This is a genomic window from Brachybacterium sp. GU-2 (genome assembly GCF_030866705.2).
Classification (GTDB): Bacteria; Actinomycetota; Actinomycetes; order Actinomycetales; family Dermabacteraceae; genus Brachybacterium; species Brachybacterium conglomeratum.
In genome coordinates this window covers 3,202,442-3,217,710 of the sequence record NZ_CP133037.2, presented here as the reverse complement: position 1 = coordinate 3,217,710, position 15,269 = coordinate 3,202,442, and the positions used below count along the sequence as shown (strand labels likewise).

At 74.8% G+C, this 15,269-nt stretch carries 15 protein-coding genes and 1 riboswitch; of the genes, 5 read left to right on the top strand and 10 right to left on the bottom strand.

Going from position 1 to position 15,269, the window contains the following annotated elements:
* Window positions 1–52: 52 nt before the first annotated feature.
* From rpsI to truA, 3 genes are all read right to left on the bottom strand, one after another.
* The gene (gene rpsI, locus RBL05_RS14780) at window positions 53–553 is read right to left on the bottom strand and encodes a 30S ribosomal protein S9 (RefSeq protein ID WP_010550277.1); all 501 of its coding nucleotides are present in this window, start codon (window positions 551–553) and stop codon (window positions 53–55) included.
* Window positions 554–604: 51 nt separating this feature from the next.
* Window positions 605–1,048 (bottom strand): 50S ribosomal protein L13, encoded by a 444-nt coding sequence (gene rplM, locus RBL05_RS14775; protein ID WP_010550278.1) that lies wholly within the window; start codon window positions 1,046–1,048, stop codon window positions 605–607.
* Window positions 1,049–1,410: 362 nt separating this feature from the next.
* A complete protein-coding gene (gene truA, locus RBL05_RS14770; RefSeq protein WP_308738838.1) occupies window positions 1,411–2,334 on the bottom strand; it encodes a tRNA pseudouridine(38-40) synthase TruA in 924 nt (307 codons plus the stop codon).
* 84 nt (window positions 2,335–2,418) lie between these two features.
* Between truA and purD the strand changes: the two genes are divergently transcribed.
* Both purD and RBL05_RS14760 read left to right on the top strand, forming a co-directional pair.
* Window positions 2,419–3,699, top strand: a complete 1,281-nt coding sequence (gene purD, locus RBL05_RS14765) for a phosphoribosylamine--glycine ligase (protein ID WP_308738839.1) — start codon at window positions 2,419–2,421, stop codon at window positions 3,697–3,699.
* Window positions 3,696–4,619 (top strand): phosphoribosylaminoimidazolesuccinocarboxamide synthase, encoded by a 924-nt coding sequence (locus RBL05_RS14760; protein WP_308738840.1) that lies wholly within the window; start codon window positions 3,696–3,698, stop codon window positions 4,617–4,619. Before purD ends, RBL05_RS14760 begins: the two co-directional genes overlap by 4 nt.
* Window positions 4,620–4,640: 21 nt before the next feature.
* On the opposite strand, the gene RBL05_RS14755 is transcribed toward RBL05_RS14760, so the two are convergent.
* The 5 genes from RBL05_RS14755 to RBL05_RS14735 form a co-directional block, all read right to left on the bottom strand.
* Window positions 4,641–7,310 carry an ATP-binding cassette domain-containing protein gene (locus RBL05_RS14755; protein ID WP_318603872.1) on the bottom strand — a complete coding sequence of 890 codons (2,670 nt, stop codon included), beginning with the start codon at window positions 7,308–7,310 and terminating at the stop codon, window positions 4,641–4,643.
* Window positions 7,300–7,992, bottom strand: coding sequence for an ECF transporter S component (locus RBL05_RS14750; RefSeq protein ID WP_308738842.1), 693 nt, complete (start codon window positions 7,990–7,992; stop codon window positions 7,300–7,302). The genes RBL05_RS14755 and RBL05_RS14750 overlap by 11 nt, the downstream gene beginning before the upstream one ends.
* Entirely contained in the window at window positions 7,989–8,756 is a 768-nt protein-coding gene (locus tag RBL05_RS14745; protein ID WP_308738843.1) for a YkoF family thiamine/hydroxymethylpyrimidine-binding protein, read from the bottom strand. Before RBL05_RS14745 ends, RBL05_RS14750 begins: the two co-directional genes overlap by 4 nt.
* A gap of 37 nt (window positions 8,757–8,793) precedes the next feature.
* Window positions 8,794–8,902, bottom strand: a riboswitch (TPP riboswitch).
* Between the two features lie 50 nt (window positions 8,903–8,952).
* Window positions 8,953–9,561 carry a protein-L-isoaspartate O-methyltransferase family protein gene (locus RBL05_RS14740; RefSeq protein WP_308738844.1) on the bottom strand — a complete coding sequence of 203 codons (609 nt, stop codon included), beginning with the start codon at window positions 9,559–9,561 and terminating at the stop codon, window positions 8,953–8,955.
* Between the two features lie 7 nt (window positions 9,562–9,568).
* Window positions 9,569–10,321, bottom strand: a complete 753-nt coding sequence (locus RBL05_RS14735; protein WP_308738845.1) for an MBL fold metallo-hydrolase — start codon at window positions 10,319–10,321, stop codon at window positions 9,569–9,571.
* A 216-nt stretch (window positions 10,322–10,537) separates the two neighbouring features.
* On the opposite strand from RBL05_RS14735, the gene purS reads away from it, so the two are divergent.
* Both purS and purQ read left to right on the top strand, forming a co-directional pair.
* A complete protein-coding gene (gene purS, locus RBL05_RS14730) occupies window positions 10,538–10,807 on the top strand; it encodes a phosphoribosylformylglycinamidine synthase subunit PurS (protein WP_053917105.1) in 270 nt (89 codons plus the stop codon).
* Complete coding sequence (purQ, locus tag RBL05_RS14725; RefSeq protein ID WP_308738846.1) at window positions 10,807–11,532, top strand: phosphoribosylformylglycinamidine synthase subunit PurQ; 726 nt, start codon at window positions 10,807–10,809, stop codon at window positions 11,530–11,532. Before purS ends, purQ begins: the two co-directional genes overlap by 1 nt.
* A 70-nt stretch (window positions 11,533–11,602) precedes the next feature.
* Here purQ and RBL05_RS14720 read toward each other — a convergent pair whose 3' ends face one another.
* Together RBL05_RS14720 and RBL05_RS14715 are read right to left on the bottom strand one after the other, a co-directional pair.
* Entirely contained in the window at window positions 11,603–12,868 is a 1,266-nt protein-coding gene (locus RBL05_RS14720) for a class I SAM-dependent methyltransferase (RefSeq protein ID WP_308738847.1), read from the bottom strand.
* A 98-nt stretch (window positions 12,869–12,966) separates the two neighbouring features.
* On the bottom strand, window positions 12,967–14,061 hold the full coding sequence (locus RBL05_RS14715) for a pirin family protein (RefSeq protein ID WP_308738848.1): 1,095 nt from the start codon (window positions 14,059–14,061) through the stop codon (window positions 12,967–12,969).
* 77 nt (window positions 14,062–14,138) lie between these two features.
* On the opposite strand from RBL05_RS14715, the gene RBL05_RS14710 reads away from it, so the two are divergent.
* On the top strand, window positions 14,139–15,260 hold the full coding sequence (locus RBL05_RS14710; RefSeq protein WP_308738849.1) for a serine hydrolase domain-containing protein: 1,122 nt from the start codon (window positions 14,139–14,141) through the stop codon (window positions 15,258–15,260).
* Window positions 15,261–15,269 lie beyond the last annotated feature (9 nt).

Genomic DNA, 15,269 nt, shown 5'->3' with positions numbered 1-15,269 from the left:
CGAGGGCATCGTGCGTACTGCGCAGGTGGGGCGGAGCGCTGCTCCGCGCCGATCAGCGCTTGGAGTACTGCGGCGCCTTGCGGGCCTTCTTGAGGCCTGCCTTCTTGCGCTCGATGATGCGCGCGTCGCGACGGAGGAAGCCGGCCTTCTTGAGGGTCGGGCGGTTGTGCTCCTCGTCGATCTGGTTCAGCGCGCGGGCGACGCCGAGGCGCACGGCCCCGGCCTGGCCGGACGGGCCGCCGCCGTTGAGGCGCACGATCACGTCGAAGCGGCCCTGGAGCTCGAGGACCGTGAACGGGTCGTTGACCTCCTGCTGGTGCAGCTTGTTCGGGAAGTAGTTCTCGAGCGAGCGGCCGTTGATGGTCCACTGGCCGGAGCCGGGGACCAGGCGGACACGGGCGATCGCACGCTTGCGACGGCCGGTGCCGTAGCCGGGGGCAGTGGCCGACTGGCCGGTGCCGACGGCGGCCTCGCCGGTCGACTCGGTGGTGAAGCTCGAGGGGGCCGACTCGTCGGTCACGGCCTCGAGGGACTCGGGGGTGGTCTCAGTCACGGTTCTCCTTGGTTCTTCCGTGCGGCAGGGCGGAGTGGCGGGAGCCCCCGCTTACTGCGCCACCTGGTCGATGGTGAAGGGGACGGGCTGCTGAGCGCTGTGGGGGTGCTCGGAACCCGAGTAGATCTTGAGCTTCTTGATCTGCTGATCAGCGAGCTTGTTCTTGGGGAGCATGCCGCGGATGGCCTTCTCCACTGCCTTCTCGGGATTCTTCTCGAGAAGCTCGGAGTAGGGGACGCCGCGGAGGCCGCCCGGGTAGCCGGAATGGCGGTAGGCGAGCTTCGCCTCACGCTTGTTGCCGGTCAGCGCGACCTTGTCGGCGTTGATGATGATGACGAAGTCGCCCGCATCCACATGGGGTGCGAAGACCGGCTTGTGCTTCCCCCGCAGGAGCTGGGCAGCCTGGGAAGCGAGCCGGCCGAGGACGACATCCGTTGCGTCGATGACGTACCAGGAACGCTCGACATCGCCGGGCTTCGGGGTGAACGTACGCACTCGTGCCTTCTTCTCTCGTGGTGGTGCCAGGTCGGCAGGACGCCGTCCGGGCACGGTTCGAATGGACCGTGGGCACGCTTCCTTCGGGTAAAAGCATGGCCCCTGTGGCTGTACCCGGCCCGCTCCGCTGACCATGCGACGGCGGGCCTGGATGTGGGTGAGATCCCGATCGCGCCGCACCGTGAGAGAACGGCAGCGGAGTCGGGCACACATCGAGGCACAACGACCGCTCATCTTACGGGCCGCCTGGAGGGAGCGTCAACGCAGGAAGGGGCCGGGGAGTGTGATCTCCGACCGGTCTCGCGGCGGCCCGCTCGCGCCCGCCGGAGGGTGCTCGCTCGCGGCCGCTCACGCCCGAGCGCTCACTCCGCGACGGCGACGTCCTCGACCGGCAGCGGCGCGCGGAGGGTGCGCGTGCGGGCGGCCCAGGCGGCGAGCTCCTCGTCGGGCGGATAGGCGACGTGGTCGAGGGTCAGGCCCTGCGGCGGGCAGAGCGGGGCGGCGCCGGCCCCGTCCCGGGTCGAGGACTCGCGGGTGCGGGCGGCGAGGACCTCGGCGGGCCAGCTCTCGGAGCGCCGCCCCTCCCCCACCCCGAGCAGCGCGCCGACGAGGGAGCGGACCATGTGGTGGCAGAACGCGTCGGCGACGACGGTCGCGACGATCAGGCCCTCGTCGGCCCGCCCCTCCCCGGGCCGCTCCCAGCGCAGCTCCCGCAGCTCGCGCACCGTGGTCGCGCCCTCGCGCGGCCGGCAGTAGGAGAGGAAGTCGTGCTCGCCCAGCAGCGGCTCGCTCGCCCGCGCCATCGCCTGCACGTCCAGCGGCCGACGGTGGCGCAGCACGTCCCGTCGCAGCGGGTCGTGGGCGGCGGGGCCGTCGGAGATCCGGTAGCGGTAGCGGCGCCACAGCGCCCCGAAGCGGGCGTCGAACTCGGAGGTGACCTCGCGGGCGACGTGGACGACGACGTCGTCCGGCAGCACCCCGGCCAGGCGTGTGACGAGCGCCTCGGCGGGGCTGCGGTCGGAGCGACCGGGGATCGTGGCGAGCACGTCGCGGGGCAGGTCGAGATGGCAGACCTGGCCGCGGGCGTGGACGCCGGCGTCGGTGCGGCCGGCGACGGTGACCCGCGCGGGCACGCGCGCGATGCGTGAGAGGGCGGCCTCGAGCTCGCCCTGGACGGTGCGCTGACCGGGCTGGGCGGCCCAGCCGTGGAAGTCGGTGCCGTCGTAGGAGAGGTCCAGGCGCAGCCGTGCGGTGGCGGGGGCGGGATCCGGGATCTCTGCGGGCATGCGCTCGATCGTAACGGCGGCCCCGGTCCTCCGCAGTGCGGGCACCTCATCGGGATCGGCACGGCGCTGGTTACGCTGGCCCGCGTGAAGATCCTCGTCATCGGCTCCGGAGGCCGCGAGCATGCGATCATCCGTCGCCTCGCCGCCGACCGCCCCGCCCCCGAGCTGCACGCCGCCCCCGGCAATCCCGGGATCGCGCAGCTCGCGACCTGCCACGACGTCGCCGTCGCGGACCTCGCCGGCCAGGTGCTCCTGGCCGACGAGCTGCGGCCGGACCTGGTGGTGATCGGCCCGGAGGCACCGCTGGTCGCGGGCGCCACGGATCGCCTGCGCGAGGCCGGGCACACCGTCTTCGGCCCCTCCGCCGAGGCCGCGAACCTCGAGGGCTCCAAGTCCTGGGCGAAGGAGATCATGGCCGCCGCGGGCGTGCCGACCGCCGCCTCCGTCACGGTCACCGCGCCCGAGCAGCTCGACGCAGGCCTGGACCGCGTGAACCCTCTGGGCGACGTGCCCTTCGTGGTCAAGGCCGACGGGCTCGCCGCCGGCAAGGGCGTCGTGGTCACCCCCGCCCGGGACGTCGCCGTGGCGCATGCCGAGACCGTGCTCGCCTCCGGCGGCCAGGTCGTGCTCGAGGAGTACCTCGACGGCCCCGAGGTGTCGCTGTTCTGCGTGAGCGACGGCACGCGGGTCCTGCCGCTGGCCCCCGCGCAGGACTTCAAGCGCGCGCTCGACGGCGACGAGGGCCCCAACACCGGCGGCATGGGCGCCTACTCCCCGCTCCCCTGGGCCCCCGAGAGCCTGGCCCGGGAGGTCGTGACCTCCGTCGCCCAGCCCACGATCGACGAGCTCGCCGCCCGCGGCATCCCCTTCTCCGGGATCCTGTACTGCGGCCTCGCCCTCACCTCCCGCGGCCTGCGCGTGGTGGAGTTCAACGCCCGCTTCGGCGATCCCGAGACCCAGGTGGTCCTCGAGCGCCTCGCCTCCCCCTTCGCGCCGCTGCTGCTGGCCGCCGCGCAGGGCGACCTCTCCGCCGTCGACGCCCCCGAGTGGGTCGAGGGCGCCGCGGTGACGGTGGTGGTGGCCTCGGCCGGCTATCCCGGCTCCGCGCAGATCGGCGATCCGATCACCGGGATCGAGGAGGCCGAGCGCCTCGGCGCGCACGTGATCCACGCGGGCACGGCGCTGGACGCCGACGGGGTGCTGGTCAGCGCCGGCGGCCGGGTCCTGACGGTGGTCGGCGCCGGCGCGGACCTCACGGCCGCCCGTGAGCTCGCCCTCGCCGGCGCTCGCGCGATCGAGCTCGAGGGCTCCCACCACCGCGGCGACATCGCCCGTGCCGCCGCCGAGGGGAGCGTGAGCGCATGAGCGCCTCCCCCTCCTCCGACGCGCCGCTGATCGAGGCCCCGGACCTGCCGGGCTGGGACCACGTCGTCTCCGGCAAGGTGCGCGAGCTGTACGTCCCCGCCGGCGCGGATCCCGCGACCGCCGAGGAGGTGCTGGTCCTCGCGACCGACCGCATCAGCGCCTACGACCACTCCCTCCAGCCGGGGATCCCGGACAAGGGCCGCCTGCTCACCGGGATCAGCCTGTTCTGGTTCGAGCAGCTCGCGGACCTCGTCCCCCACCACGTGCTCTCCGCCTCCGACGTGCCGGAGCAGGTGGCCGGGCGGGCGCTGCGCTGCCGCGGCCTGGACATGGTGCCGCTGGAGTGCATCGCCCGCGGCTACCTGACGGGCTCGGGCCTGGCCGACTACCGGGCCGGCGGCTCGGTGGGCGGGCACCTGCTGCCGTCCGGGCTGGTGGAGGCCTCGCGCCTGGACCCGGCGCTGTTCACCCCGTCGACGAAGGCGGAGGCCGGGGCGCACGACGAGAACATCACCGTCGCCCAGGCCCGGGACCTGCTCGGGGCGGAGCTGACCGAGCAGCTCGAGCGGATGACCCTCGCGGTCTACGAGCGGGCGCGCTCCCTCGCCGGGGAGCGCGGGATCGTGCTGGCGGACACGAAGCTCGAGTTCGGCCGCTCCCGCACCGACGGCACGCTGGTGCTCGGCGACGAGGTGCTCACCCCCGACTCCTCCCGCTTCTGGTCCGCGGACACCTACCAGGAGGGCCGCGTCCAGCCGAGCCTGGACAAGCAGTTCGTGCGCGACTGGCTCACCTCCCCCGCCTCCGGCTGGTCGAAGGGCTCGAACACCCCGCCACCCGAGCTGCCCGCCGAGGTGGTCACCCAGACCCGTGCCCGCTACGTCGAGGCCTACGAGCGGCTGACCGGCACGAGCTTCTGAGGCGCCCGTCCGGCCCTTCGCTCAGCCGGCGAGGACCAGCACCGCGCCGACCGCGAGCACGACCCCGACCACGAGCGCGCCGTCGGCCCGGGTGAGCGCGGCGGTGCGCCACTGCGTGCGCTCCCCCGTGCCCAGGCCCCGGCTCTCGAGCGCGAAGGCGATCCTGGTCGAGGAGCGGATCGCGTCGACGAGCAGCGCGAAGGCGCATCGCGCCATCGCCCGCGGCCCGAGCCGGGCGGGGATGCCGTCGGCCGACGGGGGCCGGCGCAGCCGGTGGGCGCGGGTGATCGTCGTCCAGCGCCGCGGCAGGTCCTCGAGGAGGCGCTGGCCGGCCAGGAGCGCGAGCGCGATGCGGGCCGGGAGACGGGCATGGGTGCGCAGGCTGGTCATGGTGCGGCCGGGGTCGCTCGCGCGCACGACGGCGACCGCGCCGAGCCCGATCACCAGCGCCCGCAGCGCGAGCGCGGCACCGAGCACGATCCCCTCGCTGGTCACGCGCACGGGAAGGTCGGGCCACGGCTCGTGGCCGGGTCGGCTGAGCACGTTGACCATGAACACCCCGGCCGCGAACAGCACGAACGGCGCCTGCGCACGGGCGAGCGCGAGCGGGCCGAGTCGGAGCCCGAGCATCGTCCCCGCGGCCAGCAGCGCGTAGAGCACCAGCAGCGGCGCGGGGTCGGTGAGCGTGATGCAGACGATGCTGAGCGCCGTGAGCAGGCCGAGCAGCACGGTCGGATCGCGCCTCGCGAGCGGGGCCCGCGGCAGGGCGGGCGGGTCGAGCGCCGTCCGCGGCGCCGGCTGGTCGGCGGGCGCGGAGCGCGGCCGCTCGGAGCACGGGGTTCCTGCCCCCGACGAGCGCTCGGAGCGCGTGGTTCCCATCCCCGGGGTGAGCGAGCCGTCGGTGCGCGCAGGGGCCGATGAGCCCTCCCTCTCGGTCTCTGTGTCCTCGCGGAGATGCGGGCCCGATCGGCCTGCGACCCGCAGCCCGGCCCGGCGCAGCAGCGCGTTATCCGCAAGCAGCGCGGCCGGGGCGAGGGGGCCGACGAGCCGTCCGTCCGCGATCACCACGACCTCGTCCGCGACCTCGAGGCTCCGCAGGTCGTGGGTGGTCATGACCACGCCGCGTCCCGCATCGGCCGCCTCCCGCAGGAGGGCGAGGACGGCCTCGTGCGCGGCGCGGTCCAGGCCGTAGCCGGGCTCGTCGGCCAGGAGCACCGGGCGGTCGGCGAGCAGCATCGCGCCGAGGGAGAGGCGGCGCTGCTGCCCGCCGGAGAGGCGGTAGGGGCTCTGCGACGCGTGGTCGGCGAGGTCGAGGCGCTCGAGCATCGCGCCCCGCACGTCGTGCGAGGCCCCGCTCGCGGAGAGCTCGTCCTCGACGGTGTCGGCGACGAACTGGGACTCGGGCCGCTGGAGGACGAGGCCCGCCGCCGCGCCCTCGAGCGTCCCGGCACGCAGGGGGTCCAGTCGGGAGAGGGCGCCGAGGAGCGTGGACTTCCCGGCGCCGTTGCGGCCGACGACCGCGAGCAGACTCCCGGCGCGGATCTCGAGGTCCGCGCCGGCGAGCACGGCACCCTCGCCCCGACCCGACGGGCCGGGCGGGCCGAGGGTCGCGTCCCGGAGATGCAGCAGCACCTCCGAGCGAGGTGTCGCGGACGCCGAGGGCACGAAGGCGGCGGATCCAGCCGGTTCAGCAGATCCAGCGGGCTCGGCCGGCCACGACCCGCCGATCCGCTCCTCGATCTCGCGCGGCAGCCAGCACCCCTGCTCCCGCAGGGCGCGTCCGTGGGCGGTGAGCACCTCCCGCGTCGGCCCGTCGGCGAGCACCCGGCCGGAGCGATCCAGCGCCACGGTCCGCGCGGGGAGCCCGTCCAGGCCCCGCTCCCCCGCCCATTCGTCGAGACGGTGCTCGACCAGCAGCAGCGCGCAGCCGGTCTGATCCGTCGCGGCGTCGACGGCGCCCCGCACCGCGGCCACGCCCTCGGCGTCGAGCATGGCGGTGGGCTCGTCGAGCAGGAGCAGACGGGGCCGCGCGGCGATCGCGGCGGCGAGCGAGGCCCGCTGCAGCTGCCCGCCGGAGAGCGTCGCGGCGGAGCGGTGCGCGAGCTCGCCCACGCCCATCGCGCTGAGCACCTCGTGGACCCGCGGCCCGATCCGCTCCGGAGGCGTGCAGGCGCTCTCGAGCGGGAGCGCGACGTCGTCGGCGATCAGCGGGAGGCAGACCCCGTCGACCGGGTCCTGGCCGAGATGGCCGAGCACGGGTGCGGTCGCGAGGACCCCGCCCGCCACCGGGTCGATCACGCCCGCACCCTCGGCGACGCCATCGGCCGCACCGCCGGCCGTGCCGTCGTCCGGACCTCCGGCCGTGCCTCCGGACATGCCGTCGGCCGGGTCCCCGGCCGTGCCGTCGAACAGACGCACCGTTCCGGTGACCCGACCGCGCTGATGGGACGGGATCGCCCCGGCGAGCACCCGCAGCAGGGTCGACTTGCCCGAGCCGGACGGTCCCAGCAGCAGCACCTGCTCGCCCGCACGGATCTCCCCGCTCCAGGGGCCGACACCGGCCCCCGAGGGCAGCACCGCCTCGAGCCCCTCGGCCACCAGCACCCGGGGGTCGCCGGCGGGAGCCGGTGCCAGGACCGGGCCCTGCTCCTGCTCCGGGGCCGCTCCCGCAGCGTGCGCCTCAGCGGACACGGCGCTCGGGGATCGGTGCCGCGTCCGCGGCGCCGATCGCGAAGTCGGCGAGCACGCCGGTGCGCTCGAGCGCGCGGACGATCACCTTCGCCAGCAGTCCGCCGAGCACGATCCCGGACAGCACCTGCACGCCGAGCCGGAGCGCGAGCAGGTCCTGGCCGTACCAGCCCATCCGGTACGCGGTCCAGAAGAACACCAGACCCGCGCCGAGCGCGCCGGAGGCGGCGAACACGCCCCAGCCGAAGCGGCGATAGCGGGCCAGGGCGAAGGGCAGCTCGGAGCCGATCCCCTGCAGCGCCGCGGAGAGCAGCAGCAGGGGGCCGACGGGGCTGCCGAGGAAGACCACCTCGATGATCGCGGCGAGCATCTCGGCGAGGATCCCCACGCCCGGGCGGCGCAGGATCGCGATCGCGACCGGCGCCACCAGCAGCCAGGAGCCGAACACGAGGTGCTGGGCGAGGTCCCCGGCCGGGCCCATCGCGATCGCCAGGCCGTTCCAGGCCTGCACGAACACCCAGTACAGGAACCCGAACACGACGCCGAGCACCACCACGAGCACGAGCTCGCGCAGGCTCAGCGGGGTGCGGCGACGGGACGTGCCGGCAGAGGCGGTCGCGCCGACGTCGGCGGGCGCCTCGGCGGACTCGTGCGCGGGCGCGGCGGTGCCGTGCTCCTCGGTCATCGCGCATCCTCCCGGCCCTCGTCGTCGGCGCCCGGTGCGTCGGCGCCCGCCGCGAGCTCCCGCACCTCGTGCGAGGGGCTGTTCAGCGAGAGGGTGAGGTGGCTGGTGACGTGCTGGACGCCGCGGCCGACGAGCAGCCAGCCGGCGAGCGCGGTCGCGATCACGTCGCCGGCGTCGCCCTCGAGCCGGGTGACGAAGTGCTCGGAGCCGCGGAAGGTGCCGAGGTCCTTCGCATGCTCGATCGCGGCGTAGATGTCGCGCATGTGATCGGGGGCGGTGCCGTCGACGGCGACCTCGTCGGCCAGCGGGTACAGGGCCCACTCGGCGCTCGCGAAGCGACCGGTGCGGCGCGGCTGCGGCACCTCGGTCGCGCGGGGGCCCGCGCCGCCGGGCAGCTCGCAGGCCACCTCGCCGGGGCAGCCGCGCGAGAGGAGCACGGAGAGGGTCGCGTGGTGACCGGTGCGGGCGAGGGCCTCGGCCAGGTCGATCAGGGCGCGCTGGAGGTGGGTCTCGTGGCCGCCGAGATAGGTCGAGACGTCCCCGGTCTCGTGCACGAGGCCGGTGAGGTCCAGCCGGGAGAGCGCATCGGTGAGGATCCTGGCGTAGTCCTCGCTCATCACGGCGGCGGTGACGCGGGCGCCGACGCCGAAGCCGAGCGGGGTCGCGGTCGGGTCGTCGACGGCTGCGGCAGACTCGGCGGACACGCCGGGCGTCCAGGCGGCGTCCTCGGTCGCGGAGGAGGTGCGGGCGGGCGATGAGGTCACGGTCCATGCCTTTCGTACGGGCACGGGCGCGCGGCGACGATCGCTCGGCGGAGCTCCCTGCGCCGGCATGATCCGGATCAGGTTCTACGGTCGGAGTTCGAGTACTCCCTCTCAGCCCGGCCTACCGGACTCCCGTGCACGCCCCACACCCTACCGGTCCCCGCCCGGCGCACGCCCCTCGTGTCCAGCGCTGCTGTCAGCGGGTCGTCGGCGGATCCTCGACGAGGGGGACGAAGAGATAGGCGCCGTGCTCGCTCACGGTGACCCCCTCGCCGTGACGCTCCAGGCGCAGCATCCGCTCGCGCACGGGGATCACCATGACGCCGCCGTCCGCGAGCTGCGCGACGAGGCTCTCCGGCACGGCGTCGGCCTGCGCGGAGACGAGGATCCGGTCGTACGGCGCGTCCTGCGGCGCGCCGAGCACGCCGGGGTGCGCGAGACGGATCTCGGCATCGGCCGTCCCCGCGTCCGCTGTCCCGGCGAGCGCGGCCCGGGCCGGGCCGATCAGCTCGGCGCGCCGCTCGACGCCGATCACCCTCCCCTCCGGTCCGCACAGCCGGGCCAGCAGCGCCGTCGTCCACCCCGATCCCGCGCCGAGGTCGAGCACTCGCTGCCCCGGTCGCACGTCGAGCAGGGAGAGCATGTTCCGCACCGTCGTGGGCTGGGAGTTCGTCTGGTCGTGACCGATCGGCAGGGGCCGGTCCTCGCCGGCGAGCCCCTGCAGCTCCTCGGGGAGGAACCGTCGCCGGTCGGTCGCCGCGAGCGCCTTCTCGAGGCGGCTCTGGCTCTCGGTCCGGTGCGACATGTCGCCGTCAGCTCCGGGCGACCTCGACGACGCCGTCCTCCGGCCAGTCCCTCACCTCGGTGCCCTCGGGGGCGAGGTTCGTGGCCTGGCGCAGGTAGATCGGTCGTCCGAGGTCGCTCGCGACCGCGTCGTGGACGGGCAGGGCGAGTCGCGGGCCGACGGCGCGGAGGAACTCGATGGTCTCGGACATCTTCGACCAGGGCGCTGTGACGGCGAAGGCGAGGACGTCGATGCCGTGGAACTCGGGGACCGGCTCGAGGGAGTCCCCGGTGATGCCGAGCCGCGGCCCGTCCCCGGCGGACAGGACGATCCCGCAGTTCCCGATCCGCGGGATGTCGGGGTGGATGATCGCATGGCGTCCGCCGACGGCCTCGAGCCGCAGCGACGGGTTGTCGCCGACGGGCGTGAAGCGGTGCGCCTCCCCGGCCGCGAGCGGGATCACCCGCTCCTGCGCGACGAGGGGTCCGCCGCTCCCCTCGCCGGCGCCGTCGTCGGAGGCATCGGCGGCGGTGAGCATCCGGGCGGTCTCCGGCTCGGCGATTACCTCGGCGTCGGACGCGGCGGCGAGCACCTCGCCCAGCAGCGCGGGGTCGACGTGGTCGGGGTGCTGATGGGTGATCACCACGGCGTCGAGGCTCGCGAGCTCCTCGGCGCCCAGGCCCCGCACCGCGTCGGCGCTGAAGCCGCCCGGATCCACGAGCAGGCGTCGCCCGGCGGTCTCCACGAGCAGGCAGGAATGGACGAGGTGGCGGATCTTCATCGGGTCCTCCCGGGGATCGAGGTCGCGTGCCTCGAACCTAGTCCCCCTCGCCCGGACCGTGCCAGGGCGGAGGGGCTCGTCCGATCGGGAAGCGCCGCCGTGGGCGCCCCGTCGGCACGGCCGCGTTCCTCGGTACGATGGGATTCTCGGGCCGAGCCCGAGCACCTGCCCCGGCACGCCGCCGCGCGCGCCACACGTCCCCTCAGGAGTGCCCCCATGCCACGTGTCGTGGTCCACGTCATGCCGAAGCCGGAGATCCTCGACCCGCAGGGCAAGGCGGTCGCCGCCGCGCTGCCCCGTCTGGGCTTCGAGGGCATCGCCTCGGTGCGCCAGGGCAAGCGGTTCGAGCTCGAGGTCGAGGGCGAGGTCACCGACGAGGTGCTCGCCTCCCTGCGCGAGGCCGCCGAGACCCTGCTGTCGAACCCGGTGATCGAGGACGTCGTCTCGATCGACGTGGAGGACCCCTCTGCGAAGGGCGCGGCCTGATGCGGATCGGTGTGGTGACCTTCCCCGGCACGCTCGACGACCGCGACGCGCTGCGCGCCGTGCGGCTCGGCGGCGCCGAGCCGGTCGCGCTGTGGCACGGCGACGACTCGCTGCACGAGGTCGACGCGGTCGTGCTGCCCGGCGGCTTCTCCTACGGCGACTACCTGCGCGCGGGGGCGATCAGCCGCTTCGCCCCCGTGATGGACAAGGTGGTCGACGCCGCGAACGGCGGCATGCCCGTCCTCGGCATCTGCAACGGCTTCCAGATCCTCTGCGAGACGCATCTGCTGCCCGGCGCGATGATCAAGAACGCGCACCGCGCGTTCATCTGCCGCGACCAGCCGCTGGCCGTGGAGAACAACCGCACCGCCTGGACCTCCGGCTACGAGGCCGGCCAGGTCATCCGGGTGCCGCTGAAGAACCAGGACGGCCAGTACGTGGCCGACGAGCGCACCCTGGCCCAGCTCGAGGACGAGGGCCGTGTGGTCTTCCGCTACGCCGCCGGTGCCACCCACGGCCCGGCCGGCTTCGAGCAGAACCCCAACGGCTCGCGCCACGACATCGCGGGCGTCACCAACGCCGCGGGCAACGTCGTGGGCCTCATGCCGCACCCGGAGCACGCGGTCGAGCCCGGCTTCGGGCCCGACGAGCCCGGCGCGGGCACCCGCACCGGCACCGACGGCCTGACCATGTTCAGCTCGGTGCTGCGCAGCCTGGTGGCCTGAGCGGCGACATCGCCTCGCCGGCCCCGAGGCCCCGTCACGGCAGCCTCCTCCCCGGGAGCGGCCTGCGCTGTCAGGCCCTGACCGCGCTCAGCACCGTGAAGCGGCGGTCGCGGGCGCGCTGGCGGACGGCACCGAAGCGGGCCTCGAGCTCGGGCCGGTAGCGCAGGTGGGAGTTGTGCACGAACCACAGCTGCCCGCCGGGGCGCAGCACGCGGGCCGCGGCGTCGAGGAGGCCTTGGACGAGCGTCGCGTCGACCACGGTGCCGTCGTGGAAGGGCGGGTTCAGCAGCACCAGGTCGGCGCTCGCCTCCTCGCACCGGGAGAGCGAGACGTCCCAGGTCACCTGCACCCCTTCGCGGTCCAGTCCGGTGGCGGCGAGGGTCGCGCGGGTCGAGGCGACCGCATCGGCGTCGTCGTCGCTGCCGAGCACCCGCATCCCCGGCAGCGCGGCGGCGAGATACGCGGTGAGCAGACCGTTGCCGCAGCCGAGGTCGACCGCGAGGGGCAGGTCGCCGGCGTCCCCGTCCGCGCGGGCCATCGCGTTCTCCCCGGCTCCGTCCTCTGCGGCGGTGCCGGACTGCTCGTCTCCCGTCGCGAGCTCCCCGCCGTCGACCGCTCGATCGAGCGCCTCGAGCAGCAGGAGGGAGCCGGCGTCGGCCCGGGCCCCGCCGAACACGCCGCTGAGGCCGCGCAGCGCGAGCGCCTGCTCCTGACCGCGCACCGCGATGCGCGCCTCACCGGTCGCGGGCTGCGCGGCGTCGACGTCGGCGCGCGGGCCGGAGGCGACGAGGGCGCGGGACTTGCCCAGTCCGCGCGAGCCGCGCACCTCGGAGAACACGGCGGCGAGGGTGTCGTTCTGGGAATGGGTCATGTGCTTGACGCGGCCGCCGGCGACGAGGGTGAGGTCGTCCCGCCCGCTGCGCTCCGCGACGACCGCGAGGCGTCGGGCGAGGTCCTCGAGCGCGGCGAGGGACTTCGGCAGACGGGCCAGCGCGAGATGCGCCTCGGCCCCGGCCGCGAACTGCTCGAGCGGGGCGGGCTCCGCATCCGTCGGCAGCACGAGGCGCCCGGCCTCGAGCGGACCGGGCAGCAGCGTGGCGAGCGCGTCGGTCTCCGCGCGGGAGCTGGTCCAGGACAGGACCCGCGCGCCGGGGTGGTCGGAGAGGAGCTCGAGCGCCTCGGCGGTGAGCACACCGGTCGTATCCCCGATCACGAGCATGTCGCAGGGGCAGCCGATCTCGCCGTGCTCCTGGGCGGCGCGCAGGATCACCCGCTCGGTCTGGTCGGGGGCGGGGAGCTCGTCGGTCGGCTCGGGCTGGGAGGCGGTGCTGGTCATGAGATCTCTCGTGCAGTGGGATGGAGGGCAGGGACGTCGGGTGCAGGGCGGGCCGTGCAGCGTTCCTCGGGGGCGGGGGCGCGGCCCTCGCGTCGGTCTCAGGCGGGCATGCCCCGCCGTCCGCGCGAGCGCAGGCGCCCGCCGGGCAGCCTCGGGGCGGGCAGCGCGGCGGGGGTGTGCGGGGCGAAGGGGCCGAACTGCTCGTCGTCCTCGGCGAGTCCCCCGCGCTCACGGGCGCTCTGCGCGATCGGGGCGTTCTCGAGTGCGAGCTCGACGCCGATCTCGGCCTGGTAGCGGGCGCGGAACGCCTCGATCTCCTCGTGGGAGCGGCCCACGAAGTTCCACCACATGATGATGTCCTCGCCCAGGGGCTCGCCGGAGAGCAGCATCAGGCGGAGGTCCTCGTCGCCGGTCACCTCGATCTCGAGGTGGTCGACGTCGTCGGGCAGGACCATCAGCTCGCGCGGCGCGACATCGGCGCGCAGCGACCGGGCCGACGACTCGTCGTTCGTTCCGCCCGTCGCAGGTCCCGTCCCGCGGGCCGTCGTGAGCCGCGCGGTGCCGCGGTCCACGAGCACGCCGTGCTCGTGGCCCGGGTCGAGGTCGAGCCGCAGCGTGCTCCCGGCACGCAGCTCGAGCTGGGCCATGCCGAGGTCCGTGTCGGTGACGACGGGGCTCGCGTCCTCGAGCAGGTCCCCGTCACCGTCCACGCCGTGCAGCGTCCCGAGGCCCACGCGGGCGCGGGCCGTGCCGGTCGCGACCTCCGTCGGGGTGTGGACGAGGAACTCCTGCTCGCGGAAGCGGGTCCGGTCCGGCAGGGCGTACCAGAGCTGGACGCCGTGCAGCACGGTGGTGTCGTTCGCGGAGAACTCCGAGTGGGTGATGCCGGAGCCGGCGACCATGAGGTCCACGTCGCCGGGCCGCACCAGGGCGTGGCTGCCGATCGAGTCGCGGTGGGTGATCGCCCCGTCGAACAGCCAGGACACGGTCGCGAGCCCGGTGTGCGGGTGGCGGGCCACGCGCATCCCGTCGGTCGCGGAGACGTCGTCGGGACCGAAGTGGTCCACGAAGCACCAGGCGCCGATGAGGGAGGTGCGCCGGGCGGGCAGGGTGCGGTGCACGGTCATGCCGCGCGGTCCGCCGAGCGGGACCTCACGCGGCTCCAGCAGCACGAAGTCCTCGAAGGTGGTCATGGTCCGAGTCTAGGCGGCGGGGTGGTCCGCACGGCCGGCCCTGTCCCGGCTGTCGACCGCACCCCTACGCTGTGTCCATGTCGCCACCGACCTCGCCCGCCGTCCGACTGCTCGAGTCCGCGATCGATGCGGGGACCGTGCCCGGCGGGATCACCGCGCACGGGCGGGATCCCGAGCCCGTCGCCCGCGGGGCGGTCGCGCCCGGGGGTGCGGCGTTCCCGGCCGACGCGATCGTGCGCATCCAGTCGATGACCAAGGCGATCCAGGCCGTCGCGGCGCTGCGCCTGGTCGAACGGGGCGTGCTCGCGCTCGACTCCCCGGTCGCTCCCTGGCTCCCCGAGCTCGCCGCCCCGCGCGTGCTCCCCCGTCCTGACGCCGACCTCGACCAGGCCGTCCCCTCCCACACCGAGATCACGCTCCGTCATCTGCTGAACTGCACCTCCGGGATCGGGATCGCGACCGCGGAGGGTCCGCTGCAGCGGGCGATGGCGGAGTCCGGCCTCGAGGCGGGCTCGGCGCCGTGGACCCTCGCGGCCGACGAATGGCTCGCGGCGCTCGGCGCGCTGCCGCTGGCGGGCGAGCCCGGTCGGGTGTGGCGCTACCACCACTCCTTCTCCGTGCTCGGGATCCTGCTCTCCCGGGTGACCGGATCGCCGCTGGACGCGCACCTGCGCGCGGACCTGCTGGATCCGCTCGGGATGGTCGACACCAGCGCGTTCGTGCCCGAGGCGCAGCGCCACCGCCTCCCGCCTGCCTGCGCCGTCGAGGACGGCGAGCTGGTGGAGGTCGAGCCCGCGGGTGCCGGACCGCTCGTCGGCCCGCCGAACGGGGACGTCTCCCACGGCGAGCTCGTCTCGACCGCCGCGGACTACCTGCGCTTCCTGCGCGCGCTGCGGGACGGCGAGCTGCTCTCCGACGAGCACCTCGCGATGATGACGACCGATCAGGTGCCCTCGTCCGTCAAGCAGCCCGACTCGTTCTACCCCGGCTTCTGGGACGGGACGGGCTGGGGCTTCGGCGTCTGCGTCGTCACGGACGGGGAGCATCGCGGCCGCTGGGGATGGTCGGGCGGCTTCGGCACGGACTTCTTCGTCGACGCCGACGGGACGATCGGGCTGCTGCTCGCGCAGGTCGAGATCGGCGAGCATCTGATGCCGCTGCTCGAGGCGTTCCAGGACCTGCCGACGCCGCCGAACTGAGTCGGGCCC